Below are 21,807 nucleotides of genomic sequence, written 5' to 3'. Positions count from 1 at the left end.
GTTTGTGAATTTTTTGATATTGCGATGGATTACACCCTGCTTAATAACAGCGATCGCGTTTTTTCTAAATCTTATTCGTTATTCGTTCATTATTCATTCTCAATAAAAACATAATTTTAGCAGTCCTATACTTTGTACCTCATCTACTTGAGAACTGCTGTATATGTTTTTATAGCAATTTCATCAGTAACACCAGAACAAAAATATCCCCGACTTTTTAAAGAAGTCGGGGATATCAAGCTCTCAATTAGGATTACAAAGCTATTTAATCACACACCATATCACTCAAATTGCACAAGCGATCGCCCCGATACTACAATAAAACCCACAGAATCAAGCCTCAGAAGCGGCTGGCGAATTCCCTCTAGAATAGCTGCATTTAAAGCAGTTTCTATCTTCAATTCTTCAGCTAATGCGTTATCCCAACTTTGCTGATTTAAACGTAGTCGCAATTGTTCTACTCTATTGGCTAATTTTTTTTCGGCTACTTTAGCACAACTTTGACATAAATCAATAAAATCGGGACGATTGGCAAGTAATTCTGAAGAAGCGTTACGCATTTCATAGCAAAAATTTTGCCATTTACTAGGATCAACAAAATCGTCAATAATTCCTAAGCGCTCTTTTGCTAGATTGTAATCTCGTCCTTGATTATTGTTTTTATCTTTATATGGACGTTGCAGAATACTTAAAAGCGCTTTATCCTCAACAACCCGGATTGGCTGCTTGCGACCATCAACATAGATAGTTTCTATAATTGGTGGAAATAGAGCATCAACACGTCGCTGCAAGTTTTTGAATTGAGAATTATCTAGTTTGTTATCTAGTAAAACTTGTTTGGCAGTTCTTAAATTTGCCTCGACTACATAATTGCACTGGAAACCAAACCACTCTTTCCCTTCTTTCGCGTCCCAAGATGCATCAGTGCGCCACAAAGCAAAGGCTTCACCTCGGTCATCCCAATTGATATAGTTCAAGAGTGCTTCGATAAATCCTTCGCCAACTCGAAAGAGTTTAATACCAGCATTTTGGTTTGCTACTCTGCGATTATAAGTACCAAATTGGTCTAAAGAACTCTCAGCAAAACGGTTTTGTAAATCATTTATCGGCACCAATGTCCGCGTTGTTGGTTGATAACGTCGCAGTTCTGATGAATCGGGGTTATTCAGTCCTCTGAATCCCAGCGCGTCGCAAATCCAGCCTTCAATTGCTCGTTTCATTTCTAGATGACGAGCATCGTAATTATCTAGCTCTTGAAAATACTCGGTAGCAATTTCATCGTTTGCATCAATTTCATCTAGAGCATTTTGTTCGCTAATTTTGGCGATTTCTGTTTCAATTTGTTCTTGAATTGGTGAAACCATCTCTAACAATCCAGCCGCACCTGATTGAAACAAAACTGTTTCTAATTCTGCAAGTTTCTCATCAACATAAAACTGGAGACTGGCAATTGATTGTTGGAAAATACCAAACCCATCTTTTAATACTTTATACCAAGCATTGTGAGGGCTATCTTCCAAGTAGGGGCCAATCAAGGCACTAGATTGAATGCCAATTTTGCTGCCAATGCGGTCAAGTCTGCCAATTCTCTGCTCTAATTGATTAGGCGACCAAGGCAGGTCAAAATGAATTAACCAATCGGCAAACTGAAGGTTACGCCCTTCTTCTCCAGAGCGATCGCATACTAAAATAAAGCAGTTGGGGTTATTCTTGAACCGATTTAAGCCTTCCTCAACTTTGTCTGGTGATTCTCCAAATTGATGGCTGGCTATTGTCTCTGCACCAAAGGTATCAGATAAATACCGGACAATTTCGCCACAAGTTTGCACAAAACTGGTAAATACAACAAATTTGGGCAGAATATCGCCAGTAATTGGTCTTTTAATTCTCTGCTGTATCCTGGTAATGAATTCCTTTTGATTCTTCCGAACGTTTGCGGGAATTTTGAAATATGTACCTAGCTGATTCAGCAGCACTGTTTTTAAATTTTCCGTCCGTTGTCCGTCCTCTTGAGGTTGACGAATAATTTTTAGTAAGGATTGGAGAATCTCTTCTTCCCCTGAGAATTTGGGGGTTGTAGTTAACAGGCGAACATCATCTTCTTTAAACTCCTGGATGAGTTTAGCATGAGGTTTCGCAGTTAAACGCGCCGTAATTACCTGCTCTAAAATCCCTAACCAAGTACCAGCAGCGAGAAATAACAGCAGAAAAATTCGCTGATATTGCTTTTCACGAGGAGCAACACTTTGCCATTGATTGAGCAGTTCGTGGATATCAAGCGATCGCTCGTCTAAATCATACTCTTCTTTCGGCGTAAAGTTGCGGTCAAATATCACATCTTCCACCGCAGCGCGACGGTTGCGAAGCATTCGCCGATGTAGTCGATAAATATCGCTGACATGGACGCGAATCGCTTGGACGATTTGCTCTTGTTCAGGAGAATTTGCTGGTAAATTTTCTAAATCATCCGCCAGCTTCAGTAAATACTTATCCTCAGCCAAGAGGTTTCGCAATTGCTGCAAGTTGCTTTTGAGAACCTCTGGTGCTGCACCTTCTTTAAAAGAAAGCAGAAGTTTACCAATTTGCTGACGGCTTTCAACTTTGGCGCGAAAACCTTCTAGATCGCCAATTTTATAGGTTGTCGGGTCGAGCAAGTGCAACATGGCCAGAAAATCCTGCTCGTGATTGAGAACTGGAGTGGCAGATAATAAAAGTAAGCGATCGCTTTTATGAGCAAGTTCTTTGCAAGTCTGAAAACGTTGGCGCACTGTTGCATCCTTAGAGGTTGCCATTGCTGCAATATGATGGGCTTCATCTAAAATTAAGCAGCCTATCCTTGCTTTCAGATTGATTTTATGAATATCTTCAACCGCCAGCACCGCTACCCGTTTGCCAAAATGGGAGATGTAAAACTTGTTTTCTAACTCAGTCCGCCATTGTTTGAGCAAATATTGCGGAACTAATACCACCGCATTTTTTTTCGGTTCATCGAGAAGGAACTGACGCAGAATCGCACCCGCTTCGATGGTTTTTCCCAGTCCCACCTCATCTGCTAACAAGTAGCGTTGAATTGGGTCTTCCAGTACCCGCCGCACTACTTCAACTTGGTGAGGATAAAGATTAATATTTGCCGAAATCAGTCCCGTCATCCCGCGACTCACAGCGCGTTGCTGAATTAAGGATTTCACGAAAGCCAATCTTTTGTCGTGGAAATAGGGCGTTTCGTGACCCTTCATCGCCAGAGTTTGGATGGGGTCTGTATTTGGTAGATTACACCGAACGTAAATGTCTTCAACAGATGCGATCGCAGTTTTCTTATCTGGTAAATCAATTTGATACATTTCTGTATCATCATCCCAGATAAAAACTCTGCCCACTATCCATTTATCCTGAGTTTGGGACTTAATATAGCATCGAGCCTGGGGTTCCAGCTTAACTTGAGAGAGCGAACTTAAAGGTAAAGTTTTTTGGAGACGTTGGCCTATAGAGCAGAAATACTCAACGTTTGCATTGGTATCAGATATTTCCGTAACTTTTCCGATACCCAAAGAGTTATTCTGGGACTGTACCAATAAACCAAGCTTAATCATAGATCCAGTCCCCTGAACACACTAAAAGAACCTTCCAGACTAGTTTTTAGCCCATATCTGGCAGTTTTGTCGATCAACATTATAGATAATAACTGGTATTACAGTTTTTGTTAGAGCGATATCTACGACGGGCTACTCGGCGTCGCTCCATCACAACCAATTAATAAAATTAGCAATTTTCAGGTAAATACACCACACAGTAGAGGTACAGCATTGTTGTGCTTCTACAACCATATACAGTTCAATTAAATGAAAACTGCTGTAAATTCACATTTCTCAGCAAAGTTTTGCGTAAAAGCGTAACGTTATTAAACGCAGGCTAACGCAATGGCATTGTTTGCCGATGCAATCGCATTGCAGGGTATTGCCAAACTAAATTTGCTACGAATTAATCAAATACTGTACTTAGCTGATTATATGGTGTAACAGATTTACGCTTTGGCTTGAGAGGTTGTTTGAAAAGTGGTTGACTGTGCTTTTAATTGCGTTTTTACCCCCCTTAATCCCCCCTTATAAAAGGGGGAAACAAGAAAAATCCGGTTCCCTCCCCTTTACAAGGGGAGGGTTAGGGAGGGGTAAAAAAATATTTGATACATCAATCATGACTTTTCAAACATCCTCTGAGAAGACCACGATACAATTAAGATTGTGTACATTTATTTACTATGAAGAAAATTAGAGACAACACAATTAAGTTAAATCAATTTTTAAAGTTGATGGGTATAGTGCCAACTGGAGGGCAAGCCAAGCTGATGATTCAAGGTGGTGATGTCCAAGTAAACGGGATGCTGGAAACTCGACGAGGAAGGCGACTAGTACCGGGCGATAAAGTGACAATCCAAGGACAGACTTTAGAAGTGAATTTGAACAACAATGAAGACCCAGATGTAATGATAGATTTAGCCGAGCAAACCGAATAAAGAAAGTTTATCCCAAAGTTACAAGTTTCTCTTTTGCCTTGTGAGTAATGCTACAAATTTCCAATAATGTTATTATCCCACAGACTGAGATTGAAATTACTGCGATTCGCTCGCAAGGATCAGGAGGTCAAAATGTAAATAAGGTTTCTACCGCAATCCACTTGCGCTTCGATATTGCGGCTTCATCATTACCAGATTATTATAAACAACAGCTTTTAAAGCTCAACGATCGCCGCATTAACCAAGAAGGAGTAGTTGTAATTAAAGCCCAGGAACATCGAAGCCAAGAGAACAATCGCGAGTCAGCCTTGAAACGACTTCAAGAACTCATTCAAAGCGCAGTTGTCGTGACAATCAAACGCAAACCCACTAAACCAACTCGCAGTTCTCAAAGAAAACGCCTCGACCACAAAAGTAAGCGCGCACAGATTAAATCTAACAGAAGACAGGTGACAGATTGTTAATTCATTGATTATTTGTAGAGAACACACATTTTATTCAATATGAAAAAAGATGAATAAGACATTACTAAAGATTTTGATGTTTGCGCTTTTAATATTGTTTATCATTTCTCCCTTTGCGGCTCTTGCGGGTTTAATGCTTGTAGTGTTAGTTGCGGCATTTTTCTTTTTACTAGGGGACGTGTTTCAAGCAATTATTGGTCGCAACACCGACCCGAAAAAGTCATAAAACCAAAATTCCAAATCAAGATAGGGATTTCTCGCCGTTAAGCAACCAACTAGCGCCGTATTGGATTCAACACAGAAGCGCTATAAACAGCGTTCGTCTCGTTCCCAGTCTCAGACTGGGAATGCTGTTCTAGAGGCTCCGCCTCCTGAACTCGCGGCAGCAGCCCAATTGAAGTGCATTTCCAGCCAAGAGGCTAGAAACAAGAGTTTGACAAAGCTTTTAGCTTAAGTTTACACCTATGAACATTGTTGTGCCCTTACAAATACAGGACTTACGCAACTGGCATATTATTTTCAGTTCGTAGTGTACCCCTCCGGGGAAGCAAGCTACGCGTAGCGTCTCACAGAGAGGACTTTAGTCCTCAAAATAAGGGCTAAAACCCTTACTAAAAACTACAAATCAGATTTTTTTGTGACACTTGCGTAAGTCCTAAAATAATCTGTACCTCACAAAGTTGCAATCTGCTGTAAATGTATCTATTTTAATGAAAAATATCTCTTGCGTTTGGCATAATAATATTTGAACAACTCGCTATTTTATAAATAAAAACACCTAAAATTCATTTAGCTGAGGAGTAATAATTATATTTGTTGAAGATAAACACACTGAGGTCTAGTAGAGCTAAACTAAAGAAAAAGAAAAATTAAAAATTAATAGTCACAATATAATAAATGTTATGAAAATGAATTTGTAATAACTTTCATCACAGCCTAAACACTTTTTTAAAGTCAACATCAAACAGAATACATACATGCGGATAATTGGACATATCAACAACAAAAGGTACTACCCATGAGTTCCCGCGCACTGCTGTTAGTAAATCGTCATGCTCGCCAAGGGCAAAAGGGTCTATCGGAAGCGATTCAAAGTCTGAAAACATTAGGCTTTGATTTAATTGAGGAGTCTACAGAAGATCCCAAACATCTTGCTGAAGTTATACTTCGCCATAAGGATCGAGTTGACTTGGTAATTATTGGCGGAGGAGATGGTACTCTAAATGCTGCCGTAGATGCTTTAATTGAGACTCAGTTACCTTTGGGAATCTTGCCTCTGGGAACTGCCAACGATCTAGCGAGAACTTTGGGAATCCCAAATACCCTCAACGAAGCTTGCAAAATTATTGGAGATGGACATTTACAGCGTATCGACTTGGGTTGTGTGAATGGCAAGCACTTTTTTAACGTTGCCAGTATGGGATTGAGTGTAAAAATTACCCAACGACTTACCAAAGAAGTTAAGCGCCGCTGGGGAGTATTTGCCTATGCCGCCACTGCATTGCAAGTGCTTTTGGAAGCCAGACCTTTTACAGCAGAAATTACAATCAACGGTGAATTGGTTCGCGTCAAAACAGTTCAAATTGCAGTCGGTAACGGCCGCTATTACGGTGGTGGTATGGCAGTGGCTGACGATGCCACAATAGACGATCAAAGGCTAGACCTTTATAGCTTGGAGATTGAACACTGGTGGCAGGTTATATTATTATTACCCGCAATGCGACGAGGGCGACATATACATTGGCAGAGTGTACGCTCCCATCAAGGTCAAGAAATAGAGATACATACTCGCAAACCTCGCCCTATCAATACAGATGGTGAAATTACTACCTACACACCTGCTCATTTTCGGGTTATACCTAAAGCTATAGCTGTTTTTGTACCCCCAGAAAGCAAGAGTTAGGAGTCATTCAATTTTAGATTTTAGATTTTCCTGAAATTCAAAATCTAAAATTGGCAAAGTTTAGAAGTTATTCTCTCTCATCTTCCTCTACTACAAAGAGGGAACTCGCATCAACTCACGCCAAATGCATCTGAGATTTTCTCAAGATATAAAATCCCTGTTGCAACGCCTAGCCGAACAACCGCTGACTCTAGGCGATATTCTGACAGAAACCTCAGAACGGGGCTTCAGTCTGGTAATTACATTATTAGTTTTGCCTTTTTTGCTTCCTATGCCACCGGGATTAACTGGCCCATTTGGTGGTGCTTGTTTACTGTTGTCAGTGCAAATGGTTTTAGGAAGGCGATCGCCTTGGCTACCGAAAAGAATCGCTAACTACAAATTTCCTCGTTCCTTCGCCGAGTTACTTTTGCAAAATTTGGGACGGCTTACCAAAGTTTTCCAGAAAATCGCTCGTCCTCGATTAGCAAAAATAGCTCATAATCCTTTGGTTTGGCGAATTAATGGGTTTTGTATCTCTTTATTAACAGTATTACTAATATTACCAATTCCGTTTACAAATCCTATCCCGACTATCGGTATTTTACTTTTGACTGTTGCCACCATCGAATCTGACGGTTTATTAATTTGCATCAGCTACGGCATTACTGCCGTGATTACTTTGCTGTTTGGATTTATTGGTTATGCATTGTGGTTAGCTCCCAGTTTACTGCCATCGATATTAAAATAATAAAAACCTTCAACTAAAAGCTGAAGGCTGGAAATTTTTAGGGTGCATCTACTATTTATTAATCCGCTTTATTTATTGCCATATCCGGGAAAATTAGACTTTTAATAAAATTTATTTTTTTCGCGAAAAAAGTATGAGCAATAAAAAAGCCTCCAGCTTTTGGCTGAGGGCTGTAAATTCTTAGGGTGCATCTACCATTTATTAATCCGCTTTATTTATTGCCATATCCGGGAAAATTAGACTTTTAAGCAAATTTATTTTATTTCCGAATAAAAAATATCAGCCATAAAAAAAAGCCCTCAACTAAAAGCTGAAGGCTGTAATTTAATTAAGGTGCATCTACTATTTATATATCCGCTTTAGTTATTGCTGCATCAGGAAGAATTGAAAAAAATGGATGGCTGTGGAATTGATTTCGTTAGCTAAAACGGTAGTACTGGACTCAATCAGGATTACCTACGGTATTTGACTAGGTAATCATTGACTAACTTCACATTAATTTTACAATTATTTCAATTTTCCTCTGAATATACAAAGTTTCTGTTAATATCTCTGATTCGATATCCGCAATAGTACGAATTTAGTTTATTAGTTGGGTATATGACTATGAAAGTTAGATACACCCAACTTGATGAAGCGATCGCAATTTCTATTAGCCCTTGCTAGTCTTAGTATTGTCGGGGGAAGCTTTTTTCTGAGAACAACTTTTAGCAGTACTAGCGAGCCTAAAATTATAACTGATACATCACGCTATAAAGAAATTCGTAATCAACTATGGTCTGAAAATGACCAAATAAAACATTTTCCTAATGAGATTCCCCCTGATGCTAAAGACGTTCGCATCGCTTACTCTCCCAAAGTTTTGCAAGGAAGTAGTTTTTTTCAAATTAGGTTAAAAGAGCCACCAAAGAAGATAGAAAAATTACTTTCACAATATAGAAATAGTGCCAAGCACAAATATATAGGTGGTGACACAAACGACCACATAAACCAACCTAACGGTGTGCCGACAACTTTCTTCTATACTAGTGATTTTCCTACAGAATCTTTTCCAGCTACTTATGAAATATTGGTATTAAATACAGATGACAAAGGTAGACCTGGCTTTAAGTGGAATCATGGAGACAGCTACGGCGTTGCTATTAATAGTTCCACTTCAGAAATTATCTATTGGTCTGAAAAATGGTAATTGGCAATTCAAAATGAATTTGAATGGCTATTATAAAAATCATTATTTGTGACCGAATTAGACGAAGCCAACGGAAGCAAATATTTTCTCATCTTAAGCATTTGAACTCTAAAATTGTATTTGAGCGATCGCGCCAGGACGCAGAATTACCAGAAAAAATCGACTCGTCTATTCAATATACAGATGAAGAAGATTTAAGAATCTCCCATATCGGTATATTTTGAGAATTAATATAGTTTCTAAAAGCCACTAAGTGTTGCTTTTACCCTTTTGGATATATCACTTTGGGTAGTTAAAACTTATAGTCAACATAGCTAAAATTTATAAGTGCTTAAAAATTCTCTGAATATGTAGAATGTCAACTGCTTTAATTACTGGTGCTTCTAGTGGTATTGGTAAAGCCTTTGCTCAAGAACTAGCTGCACGCAAGACAAATCTTGTACTCGTTGCTCGTTCTGAAGAGAAGCTAAACCAATTAGCTAAACAACTACAAGAACAATACAACATTCAAATAGATGTTATAGTAAAAGACCTCACAGAACCTAATGCAGCAGCTAGTGTATTTGATGCCACAAAATCAAAGGGATTAACCATTGACTTATTAATCAACAATGCTGGTTTTGGTTACTATGGCGATTTTGCTGAAGGAGATGGAGAAAAACAAGTCAAAATCGTACAATTAAACATTTTGGCATTGGTAGATTTAACCCACAAATTTTTACCATTGATGCGGCAACGTCGTTCTGGAAGTATTATTAACGTATCCTCGATTACCGCATTTCAACCAATACCATACCTTTCTGTTTATGCTGCTAGTAAAGCTTTTATTCTCAGCTTTAGTGAAGCATTATGGGCAGAAAATTATCAGTATGGTGTCCGTATTTTAGTGACTTGTCCAGGGCCAATAGAAACAAACTTTTTTGCAGAAGCTAATTTTCCTCCAGCGCTGGCAGGTAGTACAGATAAAGTTTATTCTTGCGAAAAAGTGGTTTGGGAATCTTTAGAGGCTTTAGAAAAAGGCTATCCAACTGTTATTAGCTCTGATAGTACTACTCAAATTAGAAGCAAATTATCTCGGCTTGTACCGCGCAAACTTCTACTGAATATGTTAGCGAAACGTTTTAAAGCCTAAGTATTAAGTATCTATTTAGGAATAGAGACATGATTCATCGCGTCTGTACAAGAGTTTGGAGTTAAGAGACGCGATGAATCGCGTCTGTACAAGAGTTTGGAGTTAAGAGACGCGATGAATCGCGTCTGTACAAGAGTTTGGAATTTGAAGTTAAATAAACTGATGTATTTAAAACTACTCACTCCTAACTTTTCACTCCTCACTTATTACATATATCTTGTTAATTGAACTCGGTAACGCTCTTTTTTGGTAACGGCTATTTCTCCAACCTCTAAACGTCCTTTAGAGCGAATGGCGATTAAGTCGCCTGATTTGACTTGAGAACTAGCTTGAGTAACTTCCTTCCAATTGACGCGGACATCACCAGCATCGATGAAATCAACCATTTTGCTGCGGGACATACCAAAACCAGCAGATGCGATCGCATCTAATCTTAAAGAAGCCTCCACAGTAGTTAATTCTTTTTTCTTGGGTTCCCGAACCTTTAATTCTGTTAGCTCAATCTGCTGAGTTTTCACAGGAACCGATCGCACCTGTTTGAGGCTCATGGACAAAAATTCCACCAATTCTGGTGCAACAATCGCCTGCGCCCCCCGTTCTCCTAAGACAATCACATCTCCCGTCTTTTCGCGAACAATTCCCGTCCCTAACATTGCGCCTAAAAAGTCGCGGTGAGAGGCGGTATCAAATAGGAAATTACCTGCAATTTCTACAGCTACAAGGCTGACTTGAGATCGATCTAACGGAAGTTCCGAACGAGCGATCGCTATTCTTTGGCGTTCAGCTTGCGGATATCCACCCCACGCAACTAATTGCACTTCTGTTAATCGGTTAAACACTCGTTGAATTTCTGCCAATTCTGGGGGAGATAGAAAATCTGTCAAAACTACTTCCCAAGTTTTGATCGCTTGCTCTGCTTGATCGATTGCACGAGCTACACTATCTCGATTTTCAACACCTTTTAAAAGTTCTTCTCGTGGCAACATTCTTAAAAATTATCAGTTATTAATTGAGAATTAATTTGCTATAACTATCTTGATTCTAGCTTTAATTCCCATTTCTATAGTTCTTGTCCAGATTGGGTTAGCCTTTCTACTTGAGATTTGTTGGCGATCGCAGCGGCTGACGCTATCTTCAAAGAACAGGAAAGTAACTCAAGCCGCTGTGTCGCGATCTGTAAACTATGATTTATTCAATACACAGTATTTGTATCGGCATAACCTTGGATATTTTCTGGATCGAACTGACGTAATATTTTGGTTGCTTGGCGAGTCAGAGTTTCAGAACCTTGAACGGCGACTAAATATTTACCTGCATCTAAGCGGTTGCGATAAGGTAAAGCATCACCACCACCTACAAGTAAACCGACTCCGCCACCGACAAAGACACCACCCATTGCACCACTAGCAGCACCCAGCAGTCCGCCAACAATGTGATTGCCAACTTCACCCGCCCAAGCAAAAGTATCTAAACCAGTAATCAGGCTGAATGTAAAACCTGCAAAAAAGCCAAATGGTATCAGCCAAGTTGCCATTTGTTTTGCTTGCTTTTTAGCCTGTTCTTTGGGGTCAATTAAGCCAAACTCGTCAGCCGTTTTATACCCTCTTCCCAAAATAGTGCTGTTAATGCCTTCTTTTTCTAAAGCTAAGTAAGCAGCTTCGGCTTGAATGCGGTCTGGTAATACGGCAACAAGGTAATTCATTGATTTTACAATTTGTCTAAATTTGTTTAATAGAAGTTTTGCCTTAATTAACAGCGTATCAGTCCTGGTGGATTGAACCTCGCATGACTATAAGTCATACACCTGAATTACTCCAAGACTTACATCAGAAGTTACGAGGCTCACATCTTGCACCAAAGCACTAGAAGGACTACACAAACGCAGTGAAAGTCTTCCCACAGGCTAGTCTGTCTGCACGGACTAGGGTCAGATTAAGAGCTTTGAAGCCCCTTTGCGTCTATGTTTGCGTAGCCGCGATTTTAATCTCACGATTAAAACGCGGGCCGATCATTTTAGCAAATCTAGTGGCTCACAAAAATTGTTTACGCCTTGCTTGAGGACATATAGCAAAACTGGCGTTGCCAAAATCTTAGGAAATGTTGGCGTTGTTTTTAGATGTTCCATCATCTTCACAAGAGAAGTATTAAGCAAATCTTCTCGATATTCTGGTTCGCAAACGACCACACGCCATTTTCTAGCCAAGGCATCTAACCACTCGGAATTTGCTCTTTCTGGTTGTTGTCCTGCTCGGATAGCTAGCGTCATCGCTGCATCTTCCAAATCTCCATCACAGTCTTCAATTAAATCCAGCGCTTCCATATCGCTAGGATCGTCTGCCAATTGAGAGCGAAACTGTGCAATTTCTTGAGATGTTACTTTAGTCATGAGTCTTTGACGAGGCAAGCGAGCGAACACTCAGTTATGTTAGTCCAAATTTGACTATAGCGCTTATCTGTTAAGTCCAATACATATCTCACAAAAACAACTCTCAATACTGCTGGGGTTTTGGATTTTTAACTCGGAATTGGATTTGGGGAAAAGGTTACTGGGTTTAGGTTAAAGGTTTTTTCTTTCCCCTTTTCCCCAAAACCCGACAAGTATTGAAACAACTCTTTCCCTTCAGATTTTGCTTGCGTAATTCTTTAGCGATCGCTAAAGAATTTCTCAAAAATTACAATTTACAATATTGCTTTTTGGACTAAAAAGCCTCATCTTTCCAGTTAATACACTGAATAAATGAGGCTTTTAGCTAGCTTTTTATCAAAAACATTACTGGAATCTGCGATCCTCTGATAGAAGGTGCAAAGTGGATTACAAAACACAACAGCAATCAAAAATACTGATTCAGTTGAGTTTCAGCTAATTAGCGGAATGCTCTGAGGGTAACAGACCGTTGTAACTGAGCTAAAGCGCGGTTGTAATCCAAAATTGCTGTAACTCGATTACCTTCAGCTTGTGTGAGGTCGTTTTCAGAGTTAATCACATCAGTTTGAGTACCTACACCAGCTTGGAATCGCAAACGCGCTAAACGTAGAGCTTCCCTGGCTTGTTCTAAAGCGGTATTAGCGGTTTGAACATTCTCCAAACTAGATTGCTGGGTAGAATAAGCTTGTTCTACCTGAAACCGAATTTGGTTGCGCTGTTCAGCAAATTGAGTTTCTGCGATCGCAATATTAGCTCTCTGTTGAGATGCTCTTGCTCTTGCTGCTCCGCCATCAAACAAACTTAGGGTTGCCCTAACTCCGAATGAATAACCATCAGTAACGCTGACATTATCATTGAACTGATCGAGCAGGTCGTAGCTGGCGACCAAACTAACTTGGGGGCCCAGTTCTGCAAGAGCCTGTCTGCGCTGTTGCTCACTAGTATTGCGTTGTGCCAAAAACTGTTGCAGTTCCGGACGATTTTGATAAGCCAACACAATACTTTGTTCTAGGGTTGGGTTCCAAAGACCAGCTAATTGTACAGGGTCAGCGGCACTGATATTTATTCCTTGCGGCAAACTTATCCGAGTTGCTAATTGACGACGGGAAATCAACTGCTGGGATCTAGCATTAGTTAAATTTTGTTGGGCATTTGCTAAATTCACCTGCGATCGCAACACATCAAACCGCGTACCAACCCCAGCTCGCTCTAAAGCTTCTGCATCACGCAAACTAGCTTCAGAGTTCACCACAGCCGACTGACTAATGCGTACTTGTTCATCCGCTTGTTGCAAATTGTAGTAGTCAGTAGCAACATTCAAACGGATTGTCTCAGACTGAGTTTCTACAGCAAGCTCATAGTAACGTACCTGTTCTTCAGCCGCTCTGATGCTAGCTTGCACTCTCCCAGAACTATAAAGGTTATATGAAAGTTGTGCTTGACCAGAAAAAGATGTACTGGGTCGATCTTGGTTAGCGGCAAACGGTCCGCTTAATTCGTTCTGAAGTTGACCGCTAGAAGATTGACCACGAGTCAGATCCGTGCTAAGTCCCAGAGTGGGCAATAAAGCAGCTTGTGCCTCGCGTAGAACCGCTCGATTGCGTTCTAGCTCCAATAAGGACACCTGTAGATCGCGATTGTTACGCCGTGCCAACTCCAGAGCCTGTGCCAAAGTAATCGGCTGATTTCCTTGAAGTTGCACCTCCTCCGGTTTGGTGGGAAATTGCAGGGGATTTGAGTTAGGAATTAGGTTCTCTGGAACTTGCACCGACCCTGACGGCACAGGAGTTACGGTTCCTGGCACAGTAGAAGGTTGCACCGACCCTGACGGCACAGGAGTTACGGTTCCTGGCACAGTAGAAGGTTGCACTGAACCTCCTGGTGCAGGAGTTACAGTTCCTGGCGCAGTGATTGGCGTCGAACCTCCTGGTGCAGGAGTTACAGTTCCTGGCACAGTGATTGGCGTCGAATCTGTCGGAATCGTGGTATTACTCTGAGCCAAGCGACCAATAGCATTTTGTTGTAAGCAGGTGCTTGAGGTTAGCAGCAAAGTCAAGGAGTCAGTTTTGCTTTTGCTCAACTCCTGTGGACACCTCTGCGCTGACAACAGTTTTGCTGCTCCTGCACCTGTCGCTGAAGTTTGTAAAAATGTTTGCAACTGAGTAACAGTATTTATCTTTTGAACCACTGGCTGCTGTGCAGAAGACAGGGACAAAATTTCTTTTTGGACAGATGGGGTTTTTGAAGTATAGTTGGGAACTAGTATCTTCTTTAATTTCTGCCCAGAAGCACTCGAATTACTCTGTTTTTGGTTCTTTTGAGCTTGGGAAGAATTAGAGGTAGGTGTCAAACTAAAAAATCTACCTTTATCTTTCTTAAGTAGTTGTTTTATTGGCACAACAGTATTTTCAGCCGTAAATACTGGAATACTGTTATTACTTAAAGGTTTCACACTAAGTTTAGTAAAACCCAAAGCAGGTACTAGGGTTGGAACACTAACATTTGCACTGTTAGGCAGTTGCCTATTTTTTATGGTATCCACAACCAAGCCTTGACCATAAGTAGAAGTCAAAACACTAGGAGAAGATGCCAGTTGTATCCCAGTTAGTTTCGCAGTACCAGCCCAAGCAGGCTGAGTTGTTAAAACTGCTGCCGTTACACCAGGTAAGAAGCTATAAAATAATTGCTGTCCTTTCACCGCATCCCTCACACGAAAATCAATCTAGCGGCAGAAAACCTTTCTTCACCACAGAATATAGCACGATACTAAACTTAGGAAAGAATATACTACGATACTAAATTTAGGGTTCGGAACTCTGTTTGTCTTCAAAACGTCTAACAATGCGAGAAAGTTCCGCCTTTTCATCGATATTAACGCGAGTAGGAGCACCGCTGATAATCCGTTCGTAGTTTCGGAAAGAATCTTTAATTTCGGGCCCATCAGCAGTAATATTATACTCACGAATGCCTTTATCATGCCAAGACCCGCGCATTTTGAATACGTTAATTGCCCGCGACATTTCTCCACGAATTTCTACGTACTGTAGCATCAGAATTGTATCGGTAATCGTGGAAATGTGAGAGTCAGTAATCGAATGCGCTCCTAGAAATTGGTCGGTTGTGTTGGTAAAAAAACCAGTAATTTCTTCTTGTTTAGCATAACCTGTCACACCAATTACAAACTGCCGAAATGCATTATTCGTAACTCCTCTAGCTAGTGCTGATAAAGAATCAATGGCAATCCGAGCGGGTTTGAAAATAGCAATTTCTGATTTAATAATTTGTAAGTGGTCTTCTAAACCAGTTGATTCAGGATAGGTACAAATTATTTTGAGTAAACCTTGATCTTCTAATTCTTCAAAATCAATTCCCCAAGAGGAAGCATTACGAGATAGTTGGGCGCGTGACTCTTCATAAGCAAATAATATCGCCTGTTCTCCATTGAGACAGCCATCTTGAATAAATTTGCTTACTAACAGGGTTTTACCAGTACCTGTAGCTCCTGTCGCCAAAATAATTGAATCTTTAAAGAAACCCCCACCGCACATTTCATCTAAAGTTTTGACGCCAGAAGATACCCTGACATTAGAAGAACGTTGAGTCAAGCGCATTGCTCCGAGTGGGAAGATGTTAACTCCTTCATTAGTAATTGTGAAGGGATATTCGCCTTTCATGTGAGTTGTGCCGCGCAATTTGAGAATTTCAATTGTGCGGCGGCGGCGTTCTCCTTCTAAAGCGTTGCGAACAATTACTACATTATCGGAAACAAATTCTTCCACTCCAAAAGAGGCAACAGGCCCGTATTCTTCACTACGTTCAGTGGTAATTAGAGTGGTGACACTCAGTAGTTTGAGACGTGCTACCAAACGAAAAATTTCGCGTCGCACTACTCCCATCGCTTCATACTGCTGAAATACTGCTGTTATTGAGTCGATTGAAACTCGTTTAGCTTTATATTTGCGGATGGCATATTGCAAGCGCTCAATGAGTGCAGAAAGGTCAAAATTTCCCACGATATCTTGACCTTCTGGATCGGGAGATGCATCAAGAATAAACAACTTGCCTTCTTCAATTAAGCGGGGCAAGTTCCAACCAAAAATATTAGCATTTTTAATAATATCACTCGGTGATTCCTCAAAGGTTACAAATACTCCTGCTTCATCAAAGTAGGTGATACCGTTATAGAGAAACTGAAGAGAGAATAAGGTTTTGCCTGTGCCGGATGTACCACTAATCAAGGTAGTTCTACCAATTGGTAAACCACCATGACTAATATCGTCAAACCCTTCGATCATCGTCCGAATTTTTTCTACACCCCTAATTATCGGTGGTTGTTTTGGTTCTACTTGCTCTTTTTCACTCATTGCTCGATCACAAAAGGGGATTAAAACCTGTTTTTTTATTACTAAAATTTTGAATTAATTTTTTATGATGAAAAATTTACTCTTCAAAGTCTTCTTCACTCAGTTCTTCATAGAGCAAATCCAATCCAATCAACACTCTTTCTCTATCTGAAAGATCCCCAATAATTTTGCGAACGGGTGGAGGCAAAATTTTAGATAATGTTGGTGTGGCCAATATTTTATCTTCTTCCGCCAGTTGCGGGCTTTTCAGTACATCGATCACTTTTAAAGCATAAACCCCTTCAAACTCCTGTTCTAAAATCTCTTTAAGTGTTTTTAATGCCCGGACTGAATTAGGAGTATTACCTGCTACGTAAAGCTTGAGAACGTAGGTTTTTCTGGCTTTATTCATATACTTAATAACTAATCATTATCAGAGAAATACAATATTTTTCTATGCATCGTTACTCACAGTTGTAGCTTGTTCCCAGTTGAACACAGAGCAATAAATTTCATTTATTTTATCTAGAAATCGAACTCCTATAGACTTCGCACAGGTGAGCCAAGATATCTATTAACGTTAGGCGGTAATCAAGTAAAGTTTCATTGCTCCTACCTTCTAATTTTAGCTGGTTAGAAAATTCTTCAATTATCTCCATATGAATTTCGATTATTTGGGGCACAGGAATATTAGCATAAAATATAGTATTGATAAATTTATCAATTTTATCTTTGAGGGTTTTGTCTGTAGTAAAATAATCTATAAGAATTAGGCTATAATCTATTTTAAGCTGTCTTAATAATCCTTCTCTTTCTGCCGGAGTCATCTCCTGAAAATACTGCTGGCTTTTTTGCATCTGACTGGCAAATACATAAACGTACTGAAGAGTGTATGCCTTACTTGGATTTAGTAGCAGCCAATTTGGTAAATAGTTGATTGTTCCAGAGCTTGTTACAGCAACAGGTAAGTAGCAAAATTGAGCAATAATTGCGTCTATCAATTGCCACAGCCACTTACTCAAACCTTTTTGGTTGGCTAAGTCAACTGGATTATTTAAGCATTTGTTAATATTAGATAGCAGAATCAAGATCGGTAATAACATCTATTCTTGAATATATCTCCTCGATCGCCCTGACCAAGAAACGCGGGCTGATAAGTTTGGCTAACGCTTGTAGGGGAATACTGCGTGTGCAGTAAAGTGCTGATTTAACCCCAAAATAACGCTCTAGGCGAGCAGATAGTGCTAGGCACTCAACATTCTAGTGGAGCAACTAACTGATAGAACTTAGTAGGTCTTTGATGATGAGGTATCCGTCGGCATTGCAAGATACAGTAATTAACTCATGATTTACATACTTATGTATATAAATAGATAGATTTTTTTATTTTGCTCCTTGATAAGATACTTAAACGAACTTAAAGGATTGTCGCATTCCAAATCATTATAATTCCTCAAGGTTCTAAAGCGAATCTTTGGGGCCATAATTGTCTTAGCCGTCGCTATCGATGAGGAGTTTAAATACCAGTAAGACACTGGGGAGGCTGGCTAGTTGCTAAAAATTAGAAACGTCGCCTCTTAGAAAAATGCACTCGTTTGCAATTCCCGTGTCCGTTAGGGGAAATCCCGTTGTTTTAATGGCGTTGAAATAACCAGAGTTGCTTATATGAGTCTTCTTAGAGGATATGACTTCAGGCGAAAAGACCATCAACTGGCAGATGGAAATGCCGGAGGGTTCCACAGGAAGAATGACCCCCAAATCCCTATGTTAATGCTAGATTACCCGCTTTATAACTTTCAGGCAACCGTACCTAGCTGCCCCCAAACAAGTTCTCTGGCAGTGGTGTTGGAGATTTTTGAGCAAGAGCAGTGCGATCGCTTGGTAGTAGTGAATCAACAGCAATGCCCCATCGGATTGCTGTATTCTGCCCGTTTAATCCCAAAATTATTAGCACAAAGTGACGATAAAAATCTAAATTTACACCAATCGCTCTCTACCTGGGGTCAAGGTCTAATTGAGCCAATACAGACAATATCAGCTTCGGAGCGTGTAGAGCGATTAAGCTTGCGCTGGGGCGATTCACAAGTCGAAAAAGCCCAAAACTTAGATTGGGCGCTGATTGACTCCGAGGGTCGATATTTGGGGCTATTGGATAGTTCGCGCCTGTTGCGATCGCTAGCTCAGGAACGTATGGCTGGCTTACAAAAGTCTAGCGAACATCGCCATGAATATGATGGTCGGCCAAACGAACCCAAGTCATTAGGACATCAGCCATTAGTACACTTGCTAGAAAGACTGCCTTGGCCTTTGATGTTGCAAACCGGTACTGGCGAGGTGGTAGCGCGAAATCCCGCCTGGTGGCAGCAATTAGGAACCTTAAAAGATCCAGAAGGGGTTAGGCAACAGGTGGAGGCAATACTTGCCCCTAAACGCTCCGAAATAGCAGAATATGCCACCCAACCAGCAATCAAGGTTCATCCCAATGGTAGGGAGAATGAGCATACTGATGAAGAAGAACTGATTCAGCAAGAAGCATCAGGTGATGCTGCATACAGCCGATGCTATCTAGATAGTCAAGTGGGTACTTGTACCTGCGTTGTCGAAATGCAAAATGGTCAAGAGCGAATCTGGCAGTTTGCCAAAATTCCCTTAGATAATCCTGAATTTAAAGTTATGAGTGCTGAAAAGGAAATTGCACTCAGCACTGATTTGTGGTTGGTTTTAGCTACTGATGTCACTGAACAGCAGCAACTTTGTAAAGAACTAGCAGCGAAGAATGCCGATTTAATTCAACTAAATCGGTTAAAAGACGAGTTTTTAGCTTGTATTAGTCATGAACTCAAAACTCCCCTAACTGCCGTTTTGGGATTATCGCGCTTGCTAGTGGATCAGCAGTTAGGAGAACTTAACGAGCGTCAAGCCCGTTATGCCGGACTGATTCATCAAAGCGGACGCCACCTGATGAGTGTGGTGAATGACATTTTAGATTTGACCCGGATGGAGACGGGACAAATGGATTTGACGCTGACTCCGGTGAAAATTCAGGCTGTGTGCGATCGCGCCCTATCGGAAGCCAAAGCTATCCACACTCAAACCACCAAAGCGACATCTGCCCCGCCACCTGCAAATGCCCGTTCATCTGCTCCTCAATTCTGTCTTTCCATTGAACTAGGTTTAGATCAGATGGTGGCAGACGAATTGCGCTTACGCCAGATGCTAGTACACCTACTTTCCAACGCTTTTAAATTCACCGAAATATCTGGCGAAATTGGGCTGCGGGTAAGTCGTTGGGAAGGATGGATTGCCTTTACAGTTTGGGATACAGGAATTGGTATTCCCGAACACCAGCAACACTTAATCTTTCAAAAATTCCAACAACTAGAAAATCCCCTCACCCGGCAATTTGAAGGCACTGGTTTGGGGCTAGTATTAACTCGCGCCTTGGCTCGCCTCCACGGAGGAGATGTCAGCTTCTTATCGCGTGAAGGTAAAGGTAGCCAGTTTACCCTACTTCTGCCACCCAGTCCCCCGAAAACAGGCTTTTCGGAACCAGATATGGGAATCAGAGAAGCCGAGGAGACACGATATCAACCGACACGGGAAAATCTCGCCGCCGCTCGTCAGCAAGTTAGTACGCCCATACAGCATCATCTTGCGAGTTCGCAACGGTTGGTCTTGGTAGTCGAAGCAGTAGCTCGATATATTGAAGACTTGACCGAACAACTCAAAGGTTTAGGATATCGCGTAGTGATTGCGCGATCGGGGACAGAAGCGGTCGAAAAAGCGCGGCGCTTGCAACCAATAGCGATATTTTTAAATCCGTTGCTACCCCTGCTATCAGGCTGGGATGTACTGACTTTACTAAAATCTGACGCTGCAACCCGTCATATATCTGTAATTGTCACCGCGACGGCAGCCGAAAAAGAGCAAGCATTTGCTAACCGAGCCGATGGTTTCTTAAGTTTGCCAGTAGAGCATCAGGTCTTAGCACCGGTTCTCGAAAAATTATGTACTGCACAAGTAATGCCGCAGATAGGGTCAAATAATAGTGCAATTATCCCAACTAAAACCCCACTGCGAATTCTCAGGTTGGTGAATCCCCAGTTAGAATCGGTCAATCCCCACCCCTCACTTCGAGAACACCGAGTGATTGAAGTAGATGATCTAGATCAGGCAGAACTTTTGGCGCGGGTATGGCAGTTTGATGTGATTTTGCTAGATGTCGAAAGTACCACTGCGCAAATTTATTTGCAACAACTAATTGGACATCCACGTTTAGCAGCTATACCACTGGTTACTTGCGATGTCGCAACTACTTTAATCGCTTCTAAAATACCAGGGCTATCTGTATTTCCTTACTTAACACCATTTGCGAAAGACAACAGCAGTCGCACCGAGAAAACAGATGCTTTACTATCAGTACTAGAAATTGCTTCTGGTATTTGCTGCCCTCCCAACATCTTAGTAGTGGATTTAACAATGCTGCGGGATTTCCCCCAGATAAGACGTAAGCCAGCTAAGGGTTATCGGACAGAAAAAAATTGCTCAATTAGTAGTGAAACTGCTGAACGGGGATCTGAATGGTTTCAAGCTTTAATTCAATACCTGCAAACAGCAGGCTTCAAAGCCGCAATGAGTCCTTGTTGGGCAGAAGTATTGCAACAGATTCGCCACGAAAGCGTTGACTTATTGCTAATTTGTTTAGGAGAAACCTCTATCCACAAAGATGTGCTCAAAGCACTAAAAACATTAGGAGATTCGCCTTTAAAGTTGCCACCAATTTTGGTACTAAATCAGCGATTAAATCGCTCAAAAACCAGTTTCCAGGATGGGGTAGCCGATCGGGAAATTGACAAGCAGAAGAAAAATAGTGTGGAATCGATAGAAACTGTTGTTGGTGCGATCGCTACCCAAATATTACCGCGATCGATATCAATGGAAGACCTATTAAGCCAAATCAATCAAGCTTTAGCTGTCAATGGTTACAATAGCAAATGTTAATGGGGTTATTGATCGTTGGTTTTTTGTCATTAGTCATTTGTCCTTCGTTTTTTGTGAATAACCAATAACTAAGGACTAATGACTAATGACTAATGACTAATGACTAATGA

17 protein-coding genes are annotated in these 21,807 nt (G+C 40.8%); 9 read left to right on the top strand and 8 right to left on the bottom strand.

Features of this window, described 5'->3' with window-relative positions:
• Positions 1-281: 281 nt before the first annotated feature.
• Entirely contained in the window at positions 282-3,590 is a 3,309-nt protein-coding gene (dpdE, locus tag RMX89_RS03335; RefSeq protein ID WP_322687909.1) for a protein DpdE, read from the bottom strand.
• A 665-nt stretch (positions 3,591-4,255) separates the two neighbouring features.
• Between dpdE and RMX89_RS03330 the strand changes: the two genes are divergently transcribed.
• The 8 genes from RMX89_RS03330 to RMX89_RS03295 all read left to right on the top strand — a co-directional run bounded on the left by RMX89_RS03330 (position 4,256) and on the right by RMX89_RS03295 (position 9,928).
• Positions 4,256-4,510, top strand: coding sequence for an RNA-binding S4 domain-containing protein (locus RMX89_RS03330; RefSeq protein WP_289797304.1), 255 nt, complete (start codon positions 4,256-4,258; stop codon positions 4,508-4,510).
• 47 nt (positions 4,511-4,557) lie between these two features.
• Positions 4,558-4,974, top strand: a complete 417-nt coding sequence (gene arfB, locus RMX89_RS03325) for an alternative ribosome rescue aminoacyl-tRNA hydrolase ArfB (RefSeq protein WP_322687908.1) — start codon at positions 4,558-4,560, stop codon at positions 4,972-4,974.
• A 49-nt stretch (positions 4,975-5,023) separates the two neighbouring features.
• The gene (locus RMX89_RS03320) at positions 5,024-5,200 is read left to right on the top strand and encodes a hypothetical protein (protein ID WP_194044777.1); all 177 of its coding nucleotides are present in this window, start codon (positions 5,024-5,026) and stop codon (positions 5,198-5,200) included.
• Positions 5,201-5,992: 792 nt separating this feature from the next.
• Complete coding sequence (locus RMX89_RS03315) at positions 5,993-6,877, top strand: lipid kinase (RefSeq protein ID WP_322683419.1); 885 nt, start codon at positions 5,993-5,995, stop codon at positions 6,875-6,877.
• Between the two features lie 124 nt (positions 6,878-7,001).
• The gene (locus RMX89_RS03310; RefSeq protein ID WP_322687907.1) at positions 7,002-7,607 is read left to right on the top strand and encodes an exopolysaccharide biosynthesis protein; all 606 of its coding nucleotides are present in this window, start codon (positions 7,002-7,004) and stop codon (positions 7,605-7,607) included.
• A gap of 631 nt (positions 7,608-8,238) precedes the next feature.
• Positions 8,239-8,796: a hypothetical protein gene (locus RMX89_RS03305; protein WP_322687906.1), complete on the top strand. Its 558-nt coding sequence runs from the start codon at positions 8,239-8,241 to the stop codon at positions 8,794-8,796.
• A gap of 23 nt (positions 8,797-8,819) precedes the next feature.
• A complete protein-coding gene (locus tag RMX89_RS03300; RefSeq protein WP_322687905.1) occupies positions 8,820-9,020 on the top strand; it encodes a hypothetical protein in 201 nt (66 codons plus the stop codon).
• Between the two features lie 131 nt (positions 9,021-9,151).
• The gene (locus RMX89_RS03295) at positions 9,152-9,928 is read left to right on the top strand and encodes an SDR family oxidoreductase (protein ID WP_322687904.1); all 777 of its coding nucleotides are present in this window, start codon (positions 9,152-9,154) and stop codon (positions 9,926-9,928) included.
• A 206-nt stretch (positions 9,929-10,134) separates the two neighbouring features.
• On the opposite strand, the gene RMX89_RS03290 is transcribed toward RMX89_RS03295, so the two are convergent.
• From RMX89_RS03290 to RMX89_RS03260, 7 genes are all read right to left on the bottom strand, one after another.
• On the bottom strand, positions 10,135-10,914 hold the full coding sequence (locus RMX89_RS03290; RefSeq protein WP_322683416.1) for a photosystem II S4 domain protein: 780 nt from the start codon (positions 10,912-10,914) through the stop codon (positions 10,135-10,137).
• A gap of 206 nt (positions 10,915-11,120) precedes the next feature.
• Positions 11,121-11,630, bottom strand: a complete 510-nt coding sequence (locus tag RMX89_RS03285) for a hypothetical protein (RefSeq protein WP_322663882.1) — start codon at positions 11,628-11,630, stop codon at positions 11,121-11,123.
• 306 nt (positions 11,631-11,936) lie between these two features.
• Positions 11,937-12,314, bottom strand: a complete 378-nt coding sequence (locus RMX89_RS03280; RefSeq protein ID WP_322670819.1) for a hypothetical protein — start codon at positions 12,312-12,314, stop codon at positions 11,937-11,939.
• A gap of 478 nt (positions 12,315-12,792) precedes the next feature.
• Complete coding sequence (locus tag RMX89_RS03275; RefSeq protein ID WP_322687903.1) at positions 12,793-15,051, bottom strand: TolC family protein; 2,259 nt, start codon at positions 15,049-15,051, stop codon at positions 12,793-12,795.
• Between the two features lie 103 nt (positions 15,052-15,154).
• Positions 15,155-16,717 carry a circadian clock protein KaiC gene (gene kaiC / locus RMX89_RS03270; RefSeq protein WP_322670817.1) on the bottom strand — a complete coding sequence of 521 codons (1,563 nt, stop codon included), beginning with the start codon at positions 16,715-16,717 and terminating at the stop codon, positions 15,155-15,157.
• 76 nt (positions 16,718-16,793) lie between these two features.
• A complete protein-coding gene (gene kaiB, locus RMX89_RS03265) occupies positions 16,794-17,108 on the bottom strand; it encodes a circadian clock protein KaiB (RefSeq protein WP_322670816.1) in 315 nt (104 codons plus the stop codon).
• A gap of 109 nt (positions 17,109-17,217) precedes the next feature.
• A complete protein-coding gene (locus RMX89_RS03260; protein WP_322670815.1) occupies positions 17,218-17,799 on the bottom strand; it encodes a KaiA family protein in 582 nt (193 codons plus the stop codon).
• A 562-nt stretch (positions 17,800-18,361) separates the two neighbouring features.
• On the opposite strand from RMX89_RS03260, the gene RMX89_RS03255 reads away from it, so the two are divergent.
• Positions 18,362-21,697, top strand: a complete 3,336-nt coding sequence (locus tag RMX89_RS03255) for an ATP-binding protein (RefSeq protein WP_416211957.1) — start codon at positions 18,362-18,364, stop codon at positions 21,695-21,697.
• The last annotated feature ends 110 nt before the right edge of the window (positions 21,698-21,807 follow it).

The sequence above is a fragment of the Nostoc sp. DedSLP04 genome (assembly GCF_034530775.1).
Taxonomy (GTDB): Bacteria; Cyanobacteriota; Cyanobacteriia; order Cyanobacteriales; family Nostocaceae; genus Nostoc.
The sequence above is the reverse complement of the archived record's forward strand: the minus strand, read 5'-3'. Positions and strand labels throughout refer to the sequence as shown.

Excerpts from the sequence above, each read along its gene's own strand:
- dpdE (WP_322687909.1), bottom strand. The coding sequence starts at position 3,590 with ATGATTAAGCTTGGTTTATTGGTACAGTCCCAGAATAACTCTTTGGGT.
- RMX89_RS03330 (WP_289797304.1), top strand. The coding sequence starts at position 4,256 with ATGAAGAAAATTAGAGACAACACAATTAAGTTAAATCAATTTTTAAAG.
- arfB (WP_322687908.1), top strand. The coding sequence starts at position 4,558 with ATGCTACAAATTTCCAATAATGTTATTATCCCACAGACTGAGATTGAA.
- RMX89_RS03320 (WP_194044777.1), top strand. The coding sequence starts at position 5,024 with ATGAATAAGACATTACTAAAGATTTTGATGTTTGCGCTTTTAATATTG.
- RMX89_RS03315 (WP_322683419.1), top strand. The coding sequence starts at position 5,993 with ATGAGTTCCCGCGCACTGCTGTTAGTAAATCGTCATGCTCGCCAAGGG.
- RMX89_RS03310 (WP_322687907.1), top strand. The coding sequence starts at position 7,002 with ATGCATCTGAGATTTTCTCAAGATATAAAATCCCTGTTGCAACGCCTA.
- RMX89_RS03305 (WP_322687906.1), top strand. The coding sequence starts at position 8,239 with ATGAAGCGATCGCAATTTCTATTAGCCCTTGCTAGTCTTAGTATTGTC.
- RMX89_RS03300 (WP_322687905.1), top strand. The coding sequence starts at position 8,820 with ATGGCTATTATAAAAATCATTATTTGTGACCGAATTAGACGAAGCCAA.
- RMX89_RS03295 (WP_322687904.1), top strand. The coding sequence starts at position 9,152 with ATGTCAACTGCTTTAATTACTGGTGCTTCTAGTGGTATTGGTAAAGCC.
- RMX89_RS03290 (WP_322683416.1), bottom strand. The coding sequence starts at position 10,914 with ATGTTGCCACGAGAAGAACTTTTAAAAGGTGTTGAAAATCGAGATAGT.
- RMX89_RS03285 (WP_322663882.1), bottom strand. The coding sequence starts at position 11,630 with ATGAATTACCTTGTTGCCGTATTACCAGACCGCATTCAAGCCGAAGCT.
- RMX89_RS03280 (WP_322670819.1), bottom strand. The coding sequence starts at position 12,314 with ATGACTAAAGTAACATCTCAAGAAATTGCACAGTTTCGCTCTCAATTG.
- kaiC (WP_322670817.1), bottom strand. The coding sequence starts at position 16,717 with ATGAGTGAAAAAGAGCAAGTAGAACCAAAACAACCACCGATAATTAGG.
- kaiB (WP_322670816.1), bottom strand. The coding sequence starts at position 17,108 with ATGAATAAAGCCAGAAAAACCTACGTTCTCAAGCTTTACGTAGCAGGT.
- RMX89_RS03260 (WP_322670815.1), bottom strand. The coding sequence starts at position 17,799 with ATGTTATTACCGATCTTGATTCTGCTATCTAATATTAACAAATGCTTA.
- RMX89_RS03255 (WP_416211957.1), top strand. The coding sequence starts at position 18,362 with ATGAGTCTTCTTAGAGGATATGACTTCAGGCGAAAAGACCATCAACTG.